Annotated in this window: 16 protein-coding genes; 2 read left to right on the forward strand and 14 right to left on the reverse strand. The window is 40.9% G+C overall.

Annotation, left to right across the window (positions count from 1 at the left end; all coding sequences use genetic code 11):
• Positions 1-743: 743 nt before the first annotated feature.
• Positions 744-1,622, forward strand: coding sequence for a UTP--glucose-1-phosphate uridylyltransferase GalU (gene galU / locus QZN42_RS04655; protein WP_296954721.1), 879 nt, complete (start codon positions 744-746; stop codon positions 1,620-1,622).
• A 1,272-nt stretch (positions 1,623-2,894) separates the two neighbouring features.
• On the opposite strand, the gene rfbC is transcribed toward galU, so the two are convergent.
• The 6 genes from rfbC to QZN42_RS04685 all read right to left on the reverse strand — a co-directional run bounded on the left by rfbC (position 2,895) and on the right by QZN42_RS04685 (position 8,038).
• Entirely contained in the window at positions 2,895-3,506 is a 612-nt protein-coding gene (gene rfbC / locus QZN42_RS04660; RefSeq protein ID WP_296954723.1) for a dTDP-4-dehydrorhamnose 3,5-epimerase, read from the reverse strand.
• Positions 3,507-3,596: 90 nt separating this feature from the next.
• Positions 3,597-4,514: a dTDP-4-dehydrorhamnose reductase gene (rfbD, locus tag QZN42_RS04665; RefSeq protein ID WP_296954725.1), complete on the reverse strand. Its 918-nt coding sequence runs from the start codon at positions 4,512-4,514 to the stop codon at positions 3,597-3,599.
• 221 nt (positions 4,515-4,735) lie between these two features.
• Positions 4,736-5,392 (reverse strand): RloB family protein, encoded by a 657-nt coding sequence (locus QZN42_RS04670; RefSeq protein WP_296954727.1) that lies wholly within the window; start codon positions 5,390-5,392, stop codon positions 4,736-4,738.
• Positions 5,386-6,675, reverse strand: coding sequence for an ATP/GTP-binding protein (locus QZN42_RS04675; protein WP_296954729.1), 1,290 nt, complete (start codon positions 6,673-6,675; stop codon positions 5,386-5,388). Before QZN42_RS04675 ends, QZN42_RS04670 begins: the two co-directional genes overlap by 7 nt.
• A gap of 190 nt (positions 6,676-6,865) precedes the next feature.
• A complete protein-coding gene (locus QZN42_RS04680; protein WP_296954730.1) occupies positions 6,866-7,729 on the reverse strand; it encodes an oligosaccharide flippase family protein in 864 nt (287 codons plus the stop codon).
• 30 nt (positions 7,730-7,759) lie between these two features.
• The gene (locus QZN42_RS04685) at positions 7,760-8,038 is read right to left on the reverse strand and encodes a hypothetical protein (protein ID WP_296954731.1); all 279 of its coding nucleotides are present in this window, start codon (positions 8,036-8,038) and stop codon (positions 7,760-7,762) included.
• Positions 8,039-8,554: 516 nt separating this feature from the next.
• On the opposite strand from QZN42_RS04685, the gene QZN42_RS04690 reads away from it, so the two are divergent.
• Positions 8,555-9,211, forward strand: coding sequence for a PBECR4 domain-containing protein (locus QZN42_RS04690; RefSeq protein WP_296954732.1), 657 nt, complete (start codon positions 8,555-8,557; stop codon positions 9,209-9,211).
• Positions 9,212-9,638: 427 nt separating this feature from the next.
• On the opposite strand, the gene QZN42_RS04695 is transcribed toward QZN42_RS04690, so the two are convergent.
• The 8 genes from QZN42_RS04695 to QZN42_RS04730 form a co-directional block, all read right to left on the reverse strand.
• Entirely contained in the window at positions 9,639-10,319 is a 681-nt protein-coding gene (locus QZN42_RS04695) for a hypothetical protein (RefSeq protein WP_296954733.1), read from the reverse strand.
• Complete coding sequence (locus QZN42_RS04700) at positions 10,316-10,795, reverse strand: Mov34/MPN/PAD-1 family protein (protein ID WP_296954735.1); 480 nt, start codon at positions 10,793-10,795, stop codon at positions 10,316-10,318. The genes QZN42_RS04695 and QZN42_RS04700 overlap by 4 nt, the downstream gene beginning before the upstream one ends.
• Positions 10,796-10,801: 6 nt before the next feature.
• Positions 10,802-12,475: a ThiF family adenylyltransferase gene (locus QZN42_RS04705; RefSeq protein WP_296954737.1), complete on the reverse strand. Its 1,674-nt coding sequence runs from the start codon at positions 12,473-12,475 to the stop codon at positions 10,802-10,804.
• On the reverse strand, positions 12,456-13,418 hold the full coding sequence (locus QZN42_RS04710) for a cyclic GMP-AMP synthase DncV-like nucleotidyltransferase (protein ID WP_296954740.1): 963 nt from the start codon (positions 13,416-13,418) through the stop codon (positions 12,456-12,458). The genes QZN42_RS04705 and QZN42_RS04710 overlap by 20 nt, the downstream gene beginning before the upstream one ends.
• 314 nt (positions 13,419-13,732) lie before the next feature.
• Positions 13,733-14,851: a hypothetical protein gene (locus QZN42_RS04715; RefSeq protein ID WP_296954742.1), complete on the reverse strand. Its 1,119-nt coding sequence runs from the start codon at positions 14,849-14,851 to the stop codon at positions 13,733-13,735.
• 380 nt (positions 14,852-15,231) lie between these two features.
• Positions 15,232-15,498: a hypothetical protein gene (locus QZN42_RS04720; RefSeq protein WP_296954743.1), complete on the reverse strand. Its 267-nt coding sequence runs from the start codon at positions 15,496-15,498 to the stop codon at positions 15,232-15,234.
• Between the two features lie 269 nt (positions 15,499-15,767).
• Positions 15,768-16,856 (reverse strand): acyltransferase, encoded by a 1,089-nt coding sequence (locus QZN42_RS04725; RefSeq protein WP_296954745.1) that lies wholly within the window; start codon positions 16,854-16,856, stop codon positions 15,768-15,770.
• Positions 16,857-17,122: 266 nt separating this feature from the next.
• Positions 17,123-18,802 (reverse strand): O-antigen ligase, encoded by a 1,680-nt coding sequence (locus QZN42_RS04730; protein WP_296954749.1) that lies wholly within the window; start codon positions 18,800-18,802, stop codon positions 17,123-17,125.
• Between the last annotated feature and the right edge of the window lie 146 nt (positions 18,803-18,948).

Raw genomic sequence — 18,948 nt, forward strand, 5'->3', positions numbered from 1 at the left:
TCCCGTCTCCCGGACAACGTACAGCCATCTCGGACAACTGCTATTTCAAAGTTGTTTCAAATGCAGTTCAAGCCCGCAGGGCTGATGGAAATATATACTTCGTGCCGCTTCATGAATTGTGCGGCACACCTTCCCGATTCCCGTTTCCCGTCTCCCGGACAACGTACAGCCATCTCGGACAACTGTTATTTCAAAGTTGTTTCAAATGCAGTTCAAGCCCGCAGGGCCAATGCAGGGTGGGTGGGCGGGAATAAAAAATCGTGCCGCTCTACGAATTGTGCGGCACACCTACCCGACTCCCGTTTCCCGTCTCCCGGACAACGTACAGCCATCTCGGACAACTGCTATTTCAAAGTTGTTTCACCTTCAGTTCAAGCCCGCAGGGCCAATGCAGGGTGGGTGGGCGGGAATAAAAAAATCGTGCCGCTTCATGAATTGTGCGGCACACCTCCTCGACTCCCGTTTCCCGTCTCCCGGACAACGTACAGCCATCTCGGACAACTGCTATTTCAAAGTTGTTTCAAATGCAGTTCAAGCCCGCAGGGCTGATGGAAATGGCACACCTACCCGATTCCCGTTTCCCGTCTCCCGGACAACGTACAGTCATCTCGGACAACTGCTATTTCAAAGTTGTTTCAAATGCAGTTTATATACCATTACAGCTTGTTTACTGAAAATTTTCTCCTCGTATGTTATGATAATAAAAATAACAACAAAATAAATTTTAACTTTCAGGGGGAATTATGCAGAAAATCAGAAAAGCGGTCATTCCGGCTGCCGGATTCGGCACCCGTTTCCTGCCGGCTACGAAGGCTATGCCGAAGGAAATGCTGCCCATTGTGGACAAACCCACCATTCAGTACATTGTAGAAGAAATCCTGGCCAGCGGAATCGATGAAATCATTATCGTCAGCGGTCATGCAAAGAGAGCCATCGAGGATCATTTCGATTCCTCTCCGGAGCTGGAACAGCACCTCTATGAAGGCGGAAAAATGGACATGCTCCGGGAAATCAGGAAAATTGCAGACATCAAAGTATTCTACGTCCGTCAGAAACATATGAACGGACTGGGAGATGCCATCAACTGCGTACGGGACTTCATCGATGGAGAACCCTTCGGAGTCATTCTTGGCGATGATATTGTTTACACAGGAAACGGAGAACCGGCCCTCCGGCAGCTCATGGACCAGTACGAAAAGACAGGAGGCACCGTCATCGGCTGCCAGACCGTCCGTCCCGAACAGGTTTCCTCCTATGGAATTATCGACGGAATCAAAACAGACGATCCGAACCTTCTCCGCGTGGCAGATATGATTGAAAAACCATCCATCGAAGAAGCGCCCAGCAACTTTGCAGCCCTGGGACGCTACGTCATCACCCCGGACGTCTTCGATATCCTGGACCAGACCAAACCGGGCAAAGGCGGAGAAATCCAGCTGACCGACGCCCTGAGAGTCATGGCCAAAAACGAAGCCGTTTACGCCTATAACTTCAAAGGCAAAAGGTACGACACAGGAAATAAACTGGGCTTCCTCAAAGCCACCGTCGAATTCGCACTCAGAAGAGAAGACCTGGGCGCCGATTTCAAAGCCTACCTCAAAGAAGTAGTCAGCAAATTCTGATTGGAAATAAAAACACCCTGATGCATAGCATCGGGGTGCTTTTTATTTTTTACATATAAGTTCCCAGTTCCGAGTTTTACATCAACCCACCCGCCCACCCCTCATCAGGCCCTTTGGGCCGGGATTCATCTATCTCACCTGGCACACATGAGGCCGACTGCCCAAACTTACAAGTGACAATTGGCTCTATCGGAAAGCGAGTGGCGGTGGGAGGACGAACACGTCGTAACGCCAGCCATCTCTGTCAACAAAAATCACAAGCAGATAAAACCTTTCGCGATTGGCTCAATCGCAAGCCATGCCCTGCGGCAGGCTCTCCCTGGGGAACACCGCGAAGCGGTGAGAGGGGAGCGACGGGAATTTGCCGAAGGCCAATGCTTCACTCGGATCTCGGAACTTCTATGCAAGCCATTTCGCACCCCTCCCCCTCAGCCTGCTTCGCAGCCAGCTCCTCCAAGGGGGAGCCTTTTCGCTATTGACTAAAAAGTCAGCCTTGCCCGGCGTCCAGCCCTCCTCGAAAGGAGGGCTCCGAGATAGCGGTGGGAGGACGAACAAGTCGAAACGATGGAGCGCAGGAGCGACAAAAATCAAAAGCGGGCGAAAATCCCATCAATACTCGCGGCGCTTTATCATTTTTATGCGCCGCACCTTCCCGATAACCACGATTCACGTCAATCACGATGCGATCATTTGACAATAAGCTGCATCGATATCATTTTAAATTCAGTCAGGCTTCAGATGCTCCCCAGGGGGAGCCAAAGCATCAGGCGGCCGAAGGCTGCCCAAAGGGTCAATCCACCCTGGATAGGGGGGATGCCAAAGGCAGGGGGGATGATTTATGCTTCCAACGCAGTAAGAACTTTTCAGCCACAATTGCAGGGAACCCTTAATCATCCTATCCGTCAGCTGCGCTGACACCTTTCCTATCCAGGGAAGGTTGACCGATTTGCCGCCTTCGGCGGCTTAACCATCCGGCGGCCAAAGGCCGCCTATTCGGGGGGGTGGGCGGGTGGGCTAGTGCAGCCTGCCGAAGGCTAATGTTTGACTGGGAACTGGGAACTTCTATGCGAGCAACTGTGGGCGGGCGGGCTGACAGGACCTGCCGGAGGCTGATGGAAAAATTCGGAACTCGAAACTTATATGTGAGCCAATTTGGGTGGGGGGGCTGATGAGAAACTCGCAACCGGCAGCTTCCATGTGAGCCATTTCGCATCTTCCCTCCTCAGCCTGCACATAAGAAAAAGCACTGACTCAAAAAGCCAGTGCTCTTTTTTATTCGAAATGGAATGTCTCTTTTATCCCCAGCCATTTCGTATCTTTATCCGAAAGGTTAATGGGTGTTCCATCTTCCAGTACGTATCCTTCTCCGGAAGCGTTTCCTTTATATTCTCCCGTCAGTTCCGGCCAGACGATCCCGATTTCCGGATCGTTCCATGCCATTCCCCCTTCGTCATTCGGATGCCAGAAGTCATTGACTTTATAGCAGAATTCTGCCACATCGGAGAGGACAAGGAATCCATGGGCAAATCCCTCAGGAATGAGAAACTGCTTTTTATTTTCTTCGGTCAGTTCCACTCCGTACCATTTCCCATAGGTGGCGGAATGTTCACGCAGATCCACTGCCACATCGAAGACTCTGCCTTTCACCGCACGGACCAGTTTACACTGGGGATAATACTTTTGGAAATGAAGTCCGCGAAGCACGCCTTTCGTAGACATGCTCTGGTTATCCTGTACGAAATTGATATGGAAACCGGCTTCCTCCATATCCTTCTGATTGTAAGTTTCCATGAAATATCCGCGGGCGTCTCCGTGGACAGCCGGTTCGATAATGCAGAGACCTTCAATGCCTCCCACGTTTTTTGTTACTTTAATCTGTCCCATGATTTGTCACATATCCTTTCTGAAGTTTTTATTTTTAGGTTTTAGTTTGTAGTATTCCCATCACTAATGGAACCCACTAAGCACTATAAACTATAAATTATTCAATTCTGATAAATAACGTGCAAGTGCATCCTTCCAGTCCGGCAGCGGAGTAAATCCCATTTTTACCAATTTACTTTTATCGAGTCGGGAATTGAAAGGCCTCTTAGCTTTCGATAAACCATACTCTTCCGTCGTCACAGGAATGACCCTGGTCGAGTATCCCGCCTGGCGATAAATTTCCTTTGTAAAGTCATACCAGGAAATATATCCGCCTTCATTGGTTGCATGGTAATAGCCATACTTATCGGAGAGAATCATATCCACCAGGAGTCTTGCCAGATCATAAGTATAAGTCGGTGTACCAATTTGATCGTTCACAACTCTGACTTCGTCGTGCGTCTTCCCCACGTTCAGCATGGTCTTAATGAAATTTTTCCCATTAATGCCGAAGACCCAGGCGATGCGGACGATGAAATATTTCGTCAGGATGGAAGAAACTGCCTTTTCCCCGTCCAGCTTAGTCTGGCCGTACACATTGAGAGGTGCATAGTCTTTTTCATCCGGATCCCAGGGCTTTGTTCCCTGTCCGTTGAAAACATAGTCGGTAGAAAGATAGAGCATCTTTGCATCCACTGCTTTCGCTGCTTCTGCCAGGTACCGGGTCCCGTCCACATTGACTGCTTTTACCTTTTCCCTCTTATCCTCATCTTCCGCCGCATCCACCGCCGTCCAGGCTGCACAGTGAATGATCGCATCTGGCCGGATAGATTCCACTACTTGTTTTACTGCTTCAAAATCGGTAATATCCAGCTGCACATACTCCATGGAAACCACAGGAGACCCATCCTGCGCACCTCCATAAGAAGCTTCCATCCCGCTTCCTATCCCTTCAATACCTCTTTTATATAACTCATTCATCACATCATGGCCCAGCTGGCCGCTTACTCCCGTAACTAGTACTTTCATGGTATTCGCTCCTTTTTCAATACTACGTCTAGTATATCATATTGCTCCCATTGAAGTTGCCAGATTAACCCATTAAAAAACCCAGTTTCTCAAAATTGCCATGCAAAAAGCCGCCCGTGACTCGCGAGCGACTTTTTGCGTTAACCCGGAAAAGGTCAGAAAGTTCCAGATACACTCTCCTGACATCTCTTAAGACTTTTTTATCTTTCTTTTATGAGAAATCATTTTTCAGTGCCTGCACCCTGATATGAATTAGGCCTCTTATACAACCAGTCTGTAAAAATCTTATACACATCCGTGCTGGGACCAAAAGCCACTGTATGTGGACAAGCACCTTTACTTTTACAGTAATTCTCTAACCTTTGTGCATGATCAATGGCTATTGATTCCTTTCCCTTCAGCTGATCATAAACAGTACCGTCTGATTTCTTATACCCTGGGATATATGTATCCAGACAATGCAACACATCCCTGTTACTCATATATAAACGCGTACTATAGGTAAAATGACAGATATACCATATTTCAAAGCAGGGATTAGAAACAATCAGACGCAAATTATCTTTGTTTAGAATAGCGTCCGCCGTTTTCAACTGCTCATTTTTACGCTCATCGAAATCGGTATCCACCAGGCAGACTGCCAAATCTTCTTCGCCAAGTTCATATTCTTCGTAAACTTCTTTCAGATGTTTGGCCATCGTTGGCGGATCCGTTTCTGTTCCCGGTACCGTCCAGACCAAAGTATCCTTATTCTGAAAATGATGAAAATAAAGGGTTTCTGTCTTATTATTACCTTCTGCACATAAAAGAAGAACCCTATTGGTCTTCCGTTTATTAGTGTTTCTTGCCTTCTTCTGATACCCTTTTATTCTTACCATAAAAGCTCACCATCCCCAATATCCGGAATAGCACCGTAACGTCCCAAAAGGTAAGCTTTTCTCAGATCTTCCTGTCCCCTGTCCGGGAATTCATCCAGAGAATACAACTCTGACTCACCGGTATTCTTGTCTTTCTCAACGAAATAAATCTGATCCCTCCTCATGATTTTGGTAGAAAGCAATTCCGACGTATGAGTAGAAATAATGAGTTGCGAGTGACCTTTATTTATATCGGGGTTATGAAACAACCCAACCAGGAAAAGCACAAGCATTGGATGAAGGCTCGTATCAAATTCGTCAATACATAATATATGGCCACTATTAAAAGCAGCTCTCAATAAAGGGCTTAGACCTAACAGACCCAATGTTCCTTTCGACTCTAAATCTCTGTCCAAAGCATAAGTAGTATTCTCACCACTCTTACGTATCCGATGATTCATCGTGACGGTCCAGGATTGTAACTTATCACCAATCAATGGAGATAAAACAGGAGAAATAGGAGCAGGAATATGCTGTATGATTTCCTCCTTCCTTATTTCTTTGGAATGGAAATCATAATCATCAATATTTATATCTGCTTCATGCAAAAGTTGGCAAACGAATTTTTTTAATTCATGTTTTTCATCCTGTTCATCTTTAGCAAATAATGGTCCGGCCTGCGTCAGAAGTTGTTCATAATTACTAGTATAAGTATCTATTTGGTTAAACCATGAAAAAGGAATAGCCGTTTCTTCGCAGTTCCAAGCAGTAGCCGTCGCAAGGAAAAGTTTATTTTGTGTATTCCGCTTGATTACCTCTGTCAGTTCCTTTCTTAAAGAACGGTGTATATAGTAATCATTTTCTTCGCCAGTCCGCAGTCCCCTTTCAAAAAGAGTTGTCGGACGAGATGACAGGTACTTATACAGATACTCCGTGTATACTCTTTCTTTAGTTGCAGAGAAGCCATAAACATACTTCACGTGGTGAATTGTAAAGACAAACTCAAATGAAGACGGCTGGGACCTGCTTTCCTCATCAAACAGAAAAGGAATAATCCCATTAATTGGCTGACCCTGTTGCATAACATTGGAATTTCTCACCATCAGAATTGCTGCAGTTAAAGCAAAAAAAATATTACTTTTTCCTGCCGCATTGGCACCAAAAATCACAGCTGTCGGAAGGATCCGGCTACCCTTATCCTCAATCAAATTATCACTATGAGCTGTATCATTAGAAGCTTCCAAAGACAAGACAGCACGTTTCTTATAAGATCTGAAATTTTCCACGCTGAATTGTAATAACACAAAAATCACCTCTGATCCTGAGGATTTCACATGAACTTACAAAATTCCATTTAGATTATATCATCCCCCACCACCGTTGAAAAGTCAGAGCCGGCCAGACTTCTGCCCTTACCTGAAAGCAAGATGGAGTATCATTTAAATTTTATAAAAGCCCCAAAGCAGCTCACACCCGAGCCATCTTTTGAGACTTTTAAAATATCTTCCTCTTTTTAAGTATCCCCCACATAATTGCTGTAATCGTTGTTTCCGTAATCATGAGAGACACAGCCGCTCCTTCGGCTCCCCAAAGTTTTATTAGAGGAATGATGATGATCAGATTCAGCACCGCTGCCAGGAAGAGGACTCCGCTGTATTCTTTTTCCATATTAAGGGGCAGCATGGTTTCATAGCCCAGGACGTTGCTCATGGCCACCACCAGTGGGACGAAGGCCATGATCTGAAGGAGGCGGATGGAAGGGATGTACCTTTCCCCGAAAAGCCAGGGCACGCCCCAGGGGGCGAGGAGAATCAGGAGGATTCCGCCTATGAGGCCGCAGGCGATGTAGATGTAGTACTGCTTCTTCAGGAAAGCCAGTGCTTCCTCTTTTGACTTTTCCATCAGTCCGGAAATATAGGGATAGATGGCCAGATTGATGGCGCCCACTCCGCTCCGGATGCACAGGATCAGCTTATCCGCCCCGCTGTAATAGCCGACTATCGTATGATTTGTGAAAATCCCCAGCAGCACGATATCCGTAGTGGTATACAGATTGACTGCCAGACTGGAAATAAAGAGTTTCCACCCGTCCCTGTACAGTTTGAAAATAGTGGAAATATCCGGTTTCCTCAGAAGGCCGGGGAAAGAGCGAAAGAGGAGACCCAGAGAAAGTACACCTGCCATAATTCCCGTGCAGGACATCAGGAACGCACAGACCACATAATCCGAAGGCTCCCGGACCAGGAGGAAAATCCCGCCAAACGTCGTAAACCGCCCCGCCAGATTAAAAATCGTAATATACCGCATCTGCTGGATGCCCTGAAAAAACCATATGGGAAAGAAGACAGTCCCCAGCACGTCCGTATATAAACCTGAAGTCCCATAAAATTATATCCAGGTCGGAACCTCAACTTCCATTGCATCGTAAAGTGAAGCTTGTTTCTTTGTGATCTCAGACAGATGATGAGCTCTGCCTGGCTGCTGGTAATATTCGATGATGTACAGGTCATCAAGCAGGGTCTGCATTGTGTAGGACTTGAATAGATCGTGGTCATCCATGTGCTTCTTGATGTATGACAGGTACATCAGAGCCACAAACTGGATAAACAGCTTACCTCCTATGTTTTCCCTGGAGACTGCAAGCATACCATCTGGATGTTCAGTCATTCTTTCTGATTACCAAAAGATTTGTTAATCAGGTTCTTTTATTGAATATTTTTATAGTTTCCATTAGTTCATTTGTTCTGTTGATTATATAATCACTCAATCTCTTGTTCAGTAATTTGTCCTGAATAGTCCTATATCAGATTATAATATGCATTAAATTTAAATAATTATAAGTAAATTCCGATAAAATCCAGTGTTCGATTTTCCAATTATTTCCCCAAGTCCCTTGAATTACAACAATTAATATACTAAAATATAGCTGAGCAGAGATGCTCCATGAAAAGCGGCATGTTAAGCTGTACTGCATCCAGGCAGGGTAATTTCTGGGACATATTGATATCCGAAAGGGTATCGCGCCCGCACCGGGGAGATAAGGTGAGTCCACGCCGGGGACTTTAATTACCGGCGACTACTGATACCCGGAAGGGCATCGCGGCTGACAGCCAGCATAAAACCGCTTAATTCAAACACACGCATCAGCTGTTATGCTGATGTTTTTTTTGTCAAAAGGCAAGTATGAATAAGGCGAAACTCACTCAAAAGCAAATAAACCAGCTGCAGTTGATCAGGCAGATATGTGCAGCCGCAAAATCATATAAAACCCAGCTTGTCGGTAAGACATTCCTATACATTTTTGATGATAGATATATAGAGGTCATGTTTAAAGTCACAAACTTCCGACACCTTACCGGAGTACAATCATCTTTATCCGCCAGAGAATTTTACATTAAAGCCATCAGAAACCAACTGCAGACCAATCAGATTTCCTTTTCATCCAATCATCCCTATGAGTTGTGCCTGAAAAAGATAACCCATATTACCGACATTGCCAACCTTGCACAGTCGGAATCATTTATGCTTGAAGAAATAACGACCCAAAGCAAGGCCTATAAATTCGGCACCACGGACCTGAACTTCTCCTTATGCCTTGACCTGGAATATGACAATCATCACAATCCCAAAGGCCCCTACTACGTCGCCCAGTCCCTACGTGATGAGGACTGCTTCTCCAGGAGCAAATCAGTCTTTGATATTACACATATATTTGCCAAAAGAAACGACGAAAAACTATATTCCATACCCATTTACCCCAGCCAGCCGAAGCAGCCTGTTCCAGAAACAGTCAAAGCACTGCTCTCGGAAGACCTGCTGAATTCATACCAATGCCTGTAACAACCATGAACTTAAAATTTCATTTCCTCATTTTCATAATTCGCGTGCCAGACCTCCAAAACAGATTTCAGCCAAAACAATGAAACGATTACGACACCATAAAAGCCTTCCCTTACAAGAAGGCTTTTTCCTCCCCAGCCCCTATCTCCCTCGGACGATCTTGGCATCATAGAACACGCCCCTCACCCGGTCCCCTGCCCGCCGGAGATCACAAAGAAACAGCCCCCCTATGCCGCAATGGAAATTGAAATTCTGACCTGGAAATAATGGATTGGCACTTCATCATTCACGCTAAAAGCCGCCCGTGCCCCCACGAGCGGTCTTTCTCCGTTGTCTAAAATTGGTCTTTTTATCTCAGCCATTATTGGTCATTTTATTTGGAAGTTAAAAATATCTTATAAATTATAATTATACCGACTCTTCATAATTATACCGATTCTTCTGCATCTGATTTAACAGTTTTATCTTTTGTTAGAGTTATATTTCCTCGCGTCTGAGGGTATCTATCTGTAAAGTATATTCCATTTAAATACTCTAAATCATCCTTTTTCTCATAATCTAGTATATTAAACCCATTGTACGGCTGTGTATTGATCTCCTTTTCTCTAGTTTGATTTGAATAAGAGAATTGAAGTGAAAAATTGTCCTTTCCTTCATTTTTCAACCAGACCAAATCACTTTTCGAAGACGATTTAGGGAAGTAACATTTACATGTCATTTCTGTCCAGCTTTGTTTTATAACCAGAGTCATATCTACTTTAACCGGGTTACCAAATTTATCCTTAAAATTAGATTCTAACTCACCCTTCCATGTACCATTAAGATCACAAACATTTGTCAGACGTTTAAACAGCGAAAATTTCCATAAATAATCATTAAAAACTTTTGATAAAGCCCCGTATATTAAACCAACGGAAACGGAATTACTCAAAACACCTCCATTAAAAAGTGGCATTATCATTTTCACCAATTGGTCAACAATCCCCAGATTCATTAAGGACAGGCTCAAAAGGGTTACGTTCAATATATATGTTAAAACGATGCTTAAAAGCACGGTATAAAATATGACTTTTGCTCTTATCCTTGTGCTAAGTCCATAATTACTCATTTTATCCTCTTTATATACTGCGATTCTATAAAAAATGGGGATTGAGAAGTAACCTTGCCAACATAAAGATCCGTCTGACCGACAATCACCATAAACAACTCTGGAAACACACTACTGCCATCTTTGAGTATAGTTGCAAGCAGTTGCCGGTCTGTAGTTGAGGGAATTGGCCTTTTTTCCGGGTGCGTATGCCACTCTCCAAGATAATTGACTACGCCCTTGCTATGTTTCCAATACTCATTTATTATCTCTTGTCCTGTTTCTTTACTTCTTACGAAACTAGTGCGAGTTGCTTTATCCTTTTCGGAAGGCTTCGATATGGCTGATATAATATATCTGCTTTTATTCAATTCCTTCTTGCCAAGCAATATCCCTCCACTTTCATTATCCAAGGATGATGTTTGGCAAAAGCGATTAAGCATCTTAATTATATGTTCTGGTATTATTAAGCATGTATCCTTCAGCAAAATTTTCATAATAAATCAATCCACACGATTAATATAAAATCCTGAGTCCATTTTACCTTTCCAGAATGGGTTAATTTCAAAAGATAGACTTTCATCTTTCAAATTTTTCCCAAACCAGGTGTAAACGTAATTTCTAGCTTTATTTTTCTCCACATAAGTATCAGTAAAATACTCCAGAAAATCATAAATAAATTTCTTTAGCTCAATAATTGAGTATGGCATAAAAGTCGATTGACAGCCGGATTCTCTTTTTAGAAACTGTTGGGCATTCTTTATAACCTGATATTTGAAATTCAACTGACTATCAAACAATTCATCATATACTTGCTGATGTTTCGAAATAATTATAGCATGCGCAGCTGCCACAAATGGCTCCACCCAAACAATTATAATTGGCTTATTTATTATGCCAGCATTGAAATCTTTCAGGATTTTATATTCAAAAGGATAATCTCCTACAGCTACAAATACAAAATCCACCTCGTTGAGCTCGATAGACTTTAATTTTAAAAATTCAAAACCATCAATTGCAAATGTACGACAATCAATATTAGGATTTTCTTTGATCAACTTTTCTTTTATCGCATCGACTTTATGGTTTCTTAAATACTCATAACCGCAATAGTGCCTTGCCAGATTATCTGCCTTCAGTGTATCTGCATCTATAAGTGAAAAATGCGATGTGCCGCAATCTTTAAAAGCTTCCACTAAAGAGCTGCCAACAGACCCGCAACCAATAATTGCTATTCGCTGTAACTTTTTCCACAAACCTACGCCTCCGCGATTAAATAATCTTTCCTGATTCATATTAGTTAAACTCATCCGCATAGGGCTGCAAATTTTATTATTATAACCAAGCAGTATGTAAGCTGGAACACGAGCATTTCTAAATCCATGTATCCGCGTCTTTATAATCCGATGCATGAAAGGTAATAGAATAGGCTCTGTCTCACCAATATCAAGAATAACCAAGTGCCTCTTCCCAAGATTATTATCAAGAAACTTATTATATGCTGGAAATGCTTTAGAATCCTTTTTGATCATCGAATAGAATCCCAAATTAGTCTTCGGCAAAGGAAAAGAAATTTCCTGATGAAAAGGTAAATATAGGCACTGAATATAATCATCCTTGGCAGCATTTGTTCCATAAATATGATCATAATAATGCTGAAGCAAAGTACAATTATCCGCAACATAAATAATTTTTTTGAGCCATATTCCAGGTAAAGTCGTAGGTTCATCATGTTTGGAAAGGATGCTTTCTACAATATGAAAATCCTGATCATCAGACTTTAGATTCCAATAGGCTGAAATTTCATCATGAACATCATTCCCGTTTATGCCTTCAAATCCATCTTCAATCGCTTTCCTTGCCAAGTAAAATGTGGACACAATCAAGCCAATTGGATTTTTAATATCAGGAATAGATTTAGAAGTATCAAATAAGCACAACTTACAATCAGAGCCAACATGAGGAAGCTGCGGCAATTTTTTATATGAATCCTGAGCGATATAAATATCCGGGAAAGTATAAGGAAAGGCCTCACCCAATTTGCAAATCAATTCTATTTCATGCTGATGGAGCTGAAAGTGTGCGGAAATTTCACGGCGAGGCAAGGCCAGATTTACCTGAGTAAAGCCAGTATCACCCAGTTTCTCAAGTAATAGTTTATGCAGATCTTCCGTCATGACGGAGTACTCCGGGCATAGATGTTCTTTCATAACAATCTTCTGAATCACCATCCTTCGGATCTTCCCCTAAAGGAAATCTATCGCCAAACAATTCCCGCATCTTCAGGGACGCATCCCTGCGGCTGGTACATACAATAGCATCTGCTAAGCTATCCCTTAAATCCGTCAACCCATCCATGATACGCTTTTTATCTGATTCACTTTTAGCGAGAAATAAGTCGTCATAAGGATCAGCCGGTTTGATACAAGTAAAATTATTACTTAATTCTGTTAGAATTTCATTCACTGTAGTGTAAAGGCCTTTTTCGTCCCGGCCCTCATATACATCAATATTCTCAGCAGCCAGTACCGTGATTTCAATCCCCTTCAATGGAATGCCCGAATAATCTTTCCAGGCCTTAATATACCTTACGATTCTCCTGAGCTGCTCACCATTATCTTTAACTTTATCCCTGAACCAATCAGTTAATGCTTTGGGATCACTCTTTGTCCATCCTTTATTCTTATGTGCCAAATAGGGTACTTCTTCCCAATTATTGTAAATATAAATGGGGTAATCTATGTGATGATCATCTGCATAAACCACCCTGACACATGTATCTTTATCTATCGTTTTATTTGTATGTCCTTCTACAGCGGATTTTATCCAGGTATGTACAGTAAATGGAGCCGGATATTCGTCAGGATCATCATCACTGTAACCCTGAAGATACACACCGTCATCAATATCATACTCATTACCATCAATAGGATTTACTGTAGTCCTCATCGCAAAAGAGCCCTGACCACAAAATTTCGGCTGATTTTTCTTTTTGTATGAAAACCAGCTTTTTATTTCCTTTCGTAATGCATTTCTGCTTTTACGAAGGCTATCCTCCTTACTCTTTGTAAGTTTTATATTATCATCAAATTCACAAAACAAATCGTTAATGTCTGCCATTCTAATCACTGTCTCCTCTGTATAGAAATAAATATATTCCAAACTCTATAAAGATGGTTTTACATTTTTAAAAATGCGTTTGTTTGATTCTCAATATATAGTATCATATCATTATAGCGAATACAATGTATATTCATCATAAGGAGGCCCTTGCCAAAACCAGTCAAAATAAAAGCATCTATTCAAAAGAGCATATGCCTTTTATTATTCTTCTTACATCAAATCCATCTGATATTCCTTAAATTCTTATCCTGAAACATCATTTCACGTGAACATGAATCCCACAATACCGATTTTAAAAATAGCTTAGCTTACTATTTCTTTAAAAAGTCTGTCAAGCTCCCTTCCCTGCCATTTTGCCAATCACAAAAATAATCGTCACAAAAGTTAATATCCTGGATAAAAAAAGAATCCCAGGTTTTTTCTAACGAAATGAAGATACCTGTTGGTGATCCATAAAGAAACACTATTGCACCAATATTGCCGGATATCTTGAGAAATATAACCCCATGGCTAAGAGGTGATAACTGTAGATACTGAAGCAATGGTTCAATAGACTTCTCTAATCCGTTTGGTTTTTGCCCTTTTTCAGCAGGGATAAAATAGTTTCTCATCACATTCTCATTAAGGATGGCATTTCTGAATCCATCAAATCTGGCATCCAGCACAAATTCCTGTCCTTTGATCATCGCCAGGCAGTTGAATACAATTTTTCCCAAAACAATATACATAGACCTGATATCAATTTTTAAACGAATATCCATATTCGCCAATCCCGAATGATACTCTGGCAAGTTGTCAGATTCATCAATATTCATATTATCGGAATTCTTGAGTATCCAACTTTTGATTTCTTCTGTTTTAGCCTCTGCTTCCTGATCCGAACAATTTTCATGTACTCCTATATATAAGGCTTTCCCATCTATACCAAGTATATAGCAATTCTTTAAAGAATCATCATTTTCTCTAACAATTCGTACGTTTCCCTTGCTACTCTTTACCAGATTTGAGAAGTAAGTCATCGCTTCAGCCGATGTTACTATATGAGTTTGATCCCGAAGATCATGTGTAATAGTAACCTGATATTTCCCATCCTCCCCTGTTCCAGCCACTAAAATCTGCCATATAGTACAAGGTACCCTTTTCTCCATATACCCAAGCACTATATGACTGTCCATTCTAATAAACCCTACCTGATGCTTGCGACTATGACTTTTGCGTCCCGAAGGGCCATATAGATTTCTTGGTAAAAAGACATGAACTGCATTGTGTATAAAATTTTCTTCATGTACCGAAAACCGATGATTGACCTCATCACTCACATAACCCTTCGGCAGCATTTTTAAGCCCCCGATAGCCTTTGGGAAAACATGCTCTCTTTCTAAGAAATGTGCCTTCTCATCATCATAGAGTGAATAAATGCATTTGTTCATAACTTGCCCTCCATGAGTATAACTTTTTAATTTTTTATATTCCAAATTACTTACCTTAGTAACTTTTACTGACATCAAATTGATTTCAGTACTCCATTTACTATCAGTATACCATCGATTCACGTGAAAAAATCTCCTCACACAAATAGATACTGTGTAAGGAGATTTTTTATTTCTTATCAAATGGAATTACTTACAATCTTCTTGTAGGAATGGAATACGCTTTATATAAAGCTTTATAATACTTATCCTTCAATGATGGATCCCGGCGGAGTTTATTCATGCAGTCTTTATAGGCTGTGCTTTGATGCGTATTGGATATTATTAATTTTCTTCCGTTAGGGGCTGGAGCGCCATTTTTATCCTGAAGTCCCATAAAATTATATCCAGGTCGGAACCTCAACTTCCATTGCATCGTAAAGTGAAGCTTGTTTCTTTGTGATCTCCGACAGATGATGAGCTTTGCCTGGCTGCTGGTAATATTCGATGAAGTCCAGGTCATCAAGCAGGGTCTGCATTGTGTAGGACTTGAACAAGTCATGGTCATCCATATGTTTTTTGATGTATGACAGGTACATCAGGGCCACAAACTGGATAACCAGTTTGCTCTCGAAGTTTTCCTCGGAACTTATGGATATACGTTTCATGCCCAAGCAATCCTTCAGACTTTAAAAGAACTTTTCAAACAAATCCTTAGTACAGTCAAGCCTCAAAGGCATAGAAATAATTTTAAAAACACAAAAAAGGCAGCAATTATGCGGGTTTAGCGCACTGCTGCCAATGTAAATCATGCTGACCTAGATATAAAAACAAGGGACTTCAGGATATAACTATATAGTGATAATAAAATCAGACTAAATAATAACGTCCCAAGAACAACAATAATGTATTACTGAGCTTTGGGATTTTTTTATTTTCATCTATTATATAGAAGTATCCTGCTTATTTTTGGGAATCGGTCCACGACCAGACATATAATAACACTGATTGCTAGTATGCAGCACCATAAGAGAATAACTTTTAACGGCATAAGCATATGGACCGCTGTCAGCTTCCTGGAGATCAACATACAGAATGGGAAATGAATCAGGTAGATGCCGAAAGAATTTCGGCTGAGCCAGTTCCAAGCTTTTTGAAATGGATAATGCCCTCTACGAGAGAAAAGTTCAAAAATGCATAGAGTACAGATGACCAGAAATCCATAGTTATACCACACATTATAATTGACACCTTTCCAATGAGCAGCCATTTGAAAAACCACTGTAAAAATAAATGATACAAATCCTGCAATTGCCAGAGCAGAAGTAGAAAATTGCTTCAGCATTCCCTTCTTCATACACCAGCCGAGGATGATATAAAGTCCATACATTCCTCCGGCAAAGCCCAGATCAAGGGCGGGCCCCCAGGGTACATCAGGCCTTCCCATTATTCGCCGAATAAGAGAAAGCACAGGCAGCCCGAAAGCATAAACCGAGAGGAGTCCGATAGGAAATCGAAGAATTTTAGAATTCAGGTTATTCAAAGCCCTGGCGGCAAAAGGGATGCATATATAAAGTCCAATAATCATGGGCATATACCACATATGCCCCATCCGTACCTGACGGATTAAAAGAACATCTTCTATGAAGCTCAAATTGTTCCAGTGAGTAAAATGAGCCGCGGGAAGAAATATATCATAAAGGACGATCCAAATTTCTGTAGTCATCAGCATGCCAAGCCAGTTCTTTTTCCAAAAATTTATACACCCTTTTGCATCATAATAACGATCAAGAAGAAGGTAACCAGAAAGGAAAAGAAAGAGAGGAACCCCAAGCCGTCCTATAGTAAACGCTGTTACAGCAAAGCTTGAAGATATCAAACTCATGTTATTCAGTTTAATTGGAATCATGGAATATAAATTTTCTGTGGAATGAACTAAAAGCACCATAAGAATGGCTAAAGCCCGTACCGTATCCAGCCATTCAATTCGCCCATTTTTTCTTGTCTTGCCAAATTTATCCAACATATATCCTCTGCCCTTATCAACCTTCAATAATATAGAAATTCATCTGGAGTATATTACATTTATATTACATACTAATCCCAGGTTGCCTTGTCAACCCCTTATTGAAAATATATAACTCTAAAATTATTTGTATAAATGATGTTCAAATCCTCCAGTGAAAGTTTACATCTTTTGTTCTGACCAATAACTGTAATATTGCTATTATTCCTTATGATAAAAAGCTGTATACCATTTATATAAAAATGATATACAGCTAATATTAAATACTACATCTCAGAATTATATTTTGCATTAATTTCATTTACCAAAAGTGCATATCCCAAGGCTAGCAAAACCCAGTAAGCATATAATACATAAATAGTTTCCCCAATACCCGATGCCAGTATGCCAATCAAGGATATTAAGAAGAACCCGGTATCCATACGATTTTTGTCGTGCCACAATAGTTTCAGAAGGCCAATGATAAGAAATACGGGAGGGAAAAGCCATGCCAGAAGTCCCAGAATGCCGGTTTCAGCAAAAAGGACGGTATAGTTTCCCAGCAATGGAATGCCTACATGAAGAATTCCTTTTTCATGAATTCGCTTAAACCACATTTTCATTTCATATGTCGGTTTACCATAGTGTTTCATTTTGTCGACAACGTAAGGACTGCGTAAATTATAACCCACACCCAATAATGGATGCTCCAAACCCACAGTAAAATCAGCTTTCATTACAGAAAATCTTGTTTTATTACTTCGCTGATCAGAAGAGCCTAAAGATTTTAAATTCGAATCAACATAGGATTGGACGGCAGCATTCATATCTTTCTTTGGCTTTGTTGGCTTTGCAGGACTCTTATTTGGTTGTTTCTGGGCCTGTGAAGGAGTTGCCTTTTTCGTTCCTTTAGTTTGCTGTTGAATTACAGTAGGCTTTGATTCAGACAGATTCGTATATGCGACAAAACCCACCGCACCTGCGAAAGTTATTAATGAAATCAAGCCAATAATCAAAGCATTGATGACAAATTTTCTTGAACGATTATATAAAACATACAATCCTAATAGAACAACTTCTCCTAAAAACAAAGCCACTGCGGTTCTTGCATTTGTTAAAAACAGGAAAAAGGTAAAAGCTGCAATAATGATTCCAACTGCGATTTTCTTTTTAAGATTTATAATTGTTACAAATTCGTACCATAAAAAAGGTAAAGCAAATGAAGCATAAATGCCAAAATGAGAAGGTTCCGGGAAAATAGATCGTAATTGATTTTTCCATAGCAGAGGAGGATACCAGCTTCCATTTTCTTTTATGACATGTAAAATTGGATTAATTATCGTAAGTGCCCTTTTAGCCCATTCAAAATGTGCTAAATAAGCGGTCTCGATGCATGAATAAGCTATCATAACCAATGATGAAATAATGATACACTTAACAACAATATTATAATATTCTTTTACATTCTTACAGCACCAGGTAAAAAGTACATAGGAAGCGCCAAAAGTCAGGAAAGCATTGATTATAAAGAATTTTAAGTACCTGGCAGCTATCCATACTTTAGTCAACTGTGCTGATGTTATCGGTAATCCGTGATGATTTAAAAAATTTAGAACAACTGGAATTTTCTCAATTTGTCCAGGGCCGTGTAAAATGGCATCCATGTAAGGATATATTGTCAACCCATGGCATAGAGAAATAAAAAGAATACAGAAATAAACAAGGAAATAGAAACAAGAATACCTAGCTTCCCGAGTAAATTTCAGGCTTCCGTCTTTATGCGTCTTCCATAAAGTATAGGTTTCAAAAATTAAAGCTGCATATAAAGGATATATAACTAACCTGGATGTATAGTATCCACCCATTCCCCAAAGTGGAAAATTCAAAATTGTCGGAATTTTCGTAAATATGATACATATAACTATCAATGAAAAAAGAATTTTATGTACTTTTTCGATATTTGCCATTTCCCACTCTCCAAATAACAGGTTACACCCTATACAGTTCAATTCATGCCTTATCAACCATTAGATCTTTAAATACTATAACACAAGTCTACTCTTAACCCAATAGATTTTCGCCCCAAAATTAGTAAAAAAATCTTGTTAATTAG

The sequence above is a fragment of the uncultured Dialister sp. genome, from assembly GCA_900314595.1.
Taxonomy (GTDB): domain Bacteria; phylum Bacillota; class Negativicutes; order Veillonellales; family Dialisteraceae; genus Dialister.

Excerpts from the sequence above, each read along its gene's own strand:
- galU (WP_296954721.1), top strand. The coding sequence starts at position 744 with ATGCAGAAAATCAGAAAAGCGGTCATTCCGGCTGCCGGATTCGGCACC.
- QZN42_RS04710 (WP_296954740.1), bottom strand. The coding sequence starts at position 13,418 with ATGGCAGACATTAACGATTTGTTTTGTGAATTTGATGATAATATAAAA.
- QZN42_RS04670 (WP_296954727.1), bottom strand. The coding sequence starts at position 5,392 with ATGGTAAGAATAAAAGGGTATCAGAAGAAGGCAAGAAACACTAATAAA.
- QZN42_RS04720 (WP_296954743.1), bottom strand. The coding sequence starts at position 15,498 with ATGAAACGTATATCCATAAGTTCCGAGGAAAACTTCGAGAGCAAACTG.
- QZN42_RS04700 (WP_296954735.1), bottom strand. The coding sequence starts at position 10,795 with ATGAAAATTTTGCTGAAGGATACATGCTTAATAATACCAGAACATATA.
- QZN42_RS04685 (WP_296954731.1), bottom strand. The coding sequence starts at position 8,038 with ATGACTGAACATCCAGATGGTATGCTTGCAGTCTCCAGGGAAAACATA.
- rfbD (WP_296954725.1), bottom strand. The coding sequence starts at position 4,514 with ATGAAAGTACTAGTTACGGGAGTAAGCGGCCAGCTGGGCCATGATGTG.
- QZN42_RS04715 (WP_296954742.1), bottom strand. The coding sequence starts at position 14,851 with ATGAACAAATGCATTTATTCACTCTATGATGATGAGAAGGCACATTTC.
- rfbC (WP_296954723.1), bottom strand. The coding sequence starts at position 3,506 with ATGGGACAGATTAAAGTAACAAAAAACGTGGGAGGCATTGAAGGTCTC.
- QZN42_RS04705 (WP_296954737.1), bottom strand. The coding sequence starts at position 12,475 with ATGACGGAAGATCTGCATAAACTATTACTTGAGAAACTGGGTGATACT.
- QZN42_RS04690 (WP_296954732.1), top strand. The coding sequence starts at position 8,555 with ATGAATAAGGCGAAACTCACTCAAAAGCAAATAAACCAGCTGCAGTTG.
- QZN42_RS04730 (WP_296954749.1), bottom strand. The coding sequence starts at position 18,802 with ATGGCAAATATCGAAAAAGTACATAAAATTCTTTTTTCATTGATAGTT.
- QZN42_RS04695 (WP_296954733.1), bottom strand. The coding sequence starts at position 10,319 with ATGAGTAATTATGGACTTAGCACAAGGATAAGAGCAAAAGTCATATTT.
- QZN42_RS04725 (WP_296954745.1), bottom strand. The coding sequence starts at position 16,856 with ATGTTGGATAAATTTGGCAAGACAAGAAAAAATGGGCGAATTGAATGG.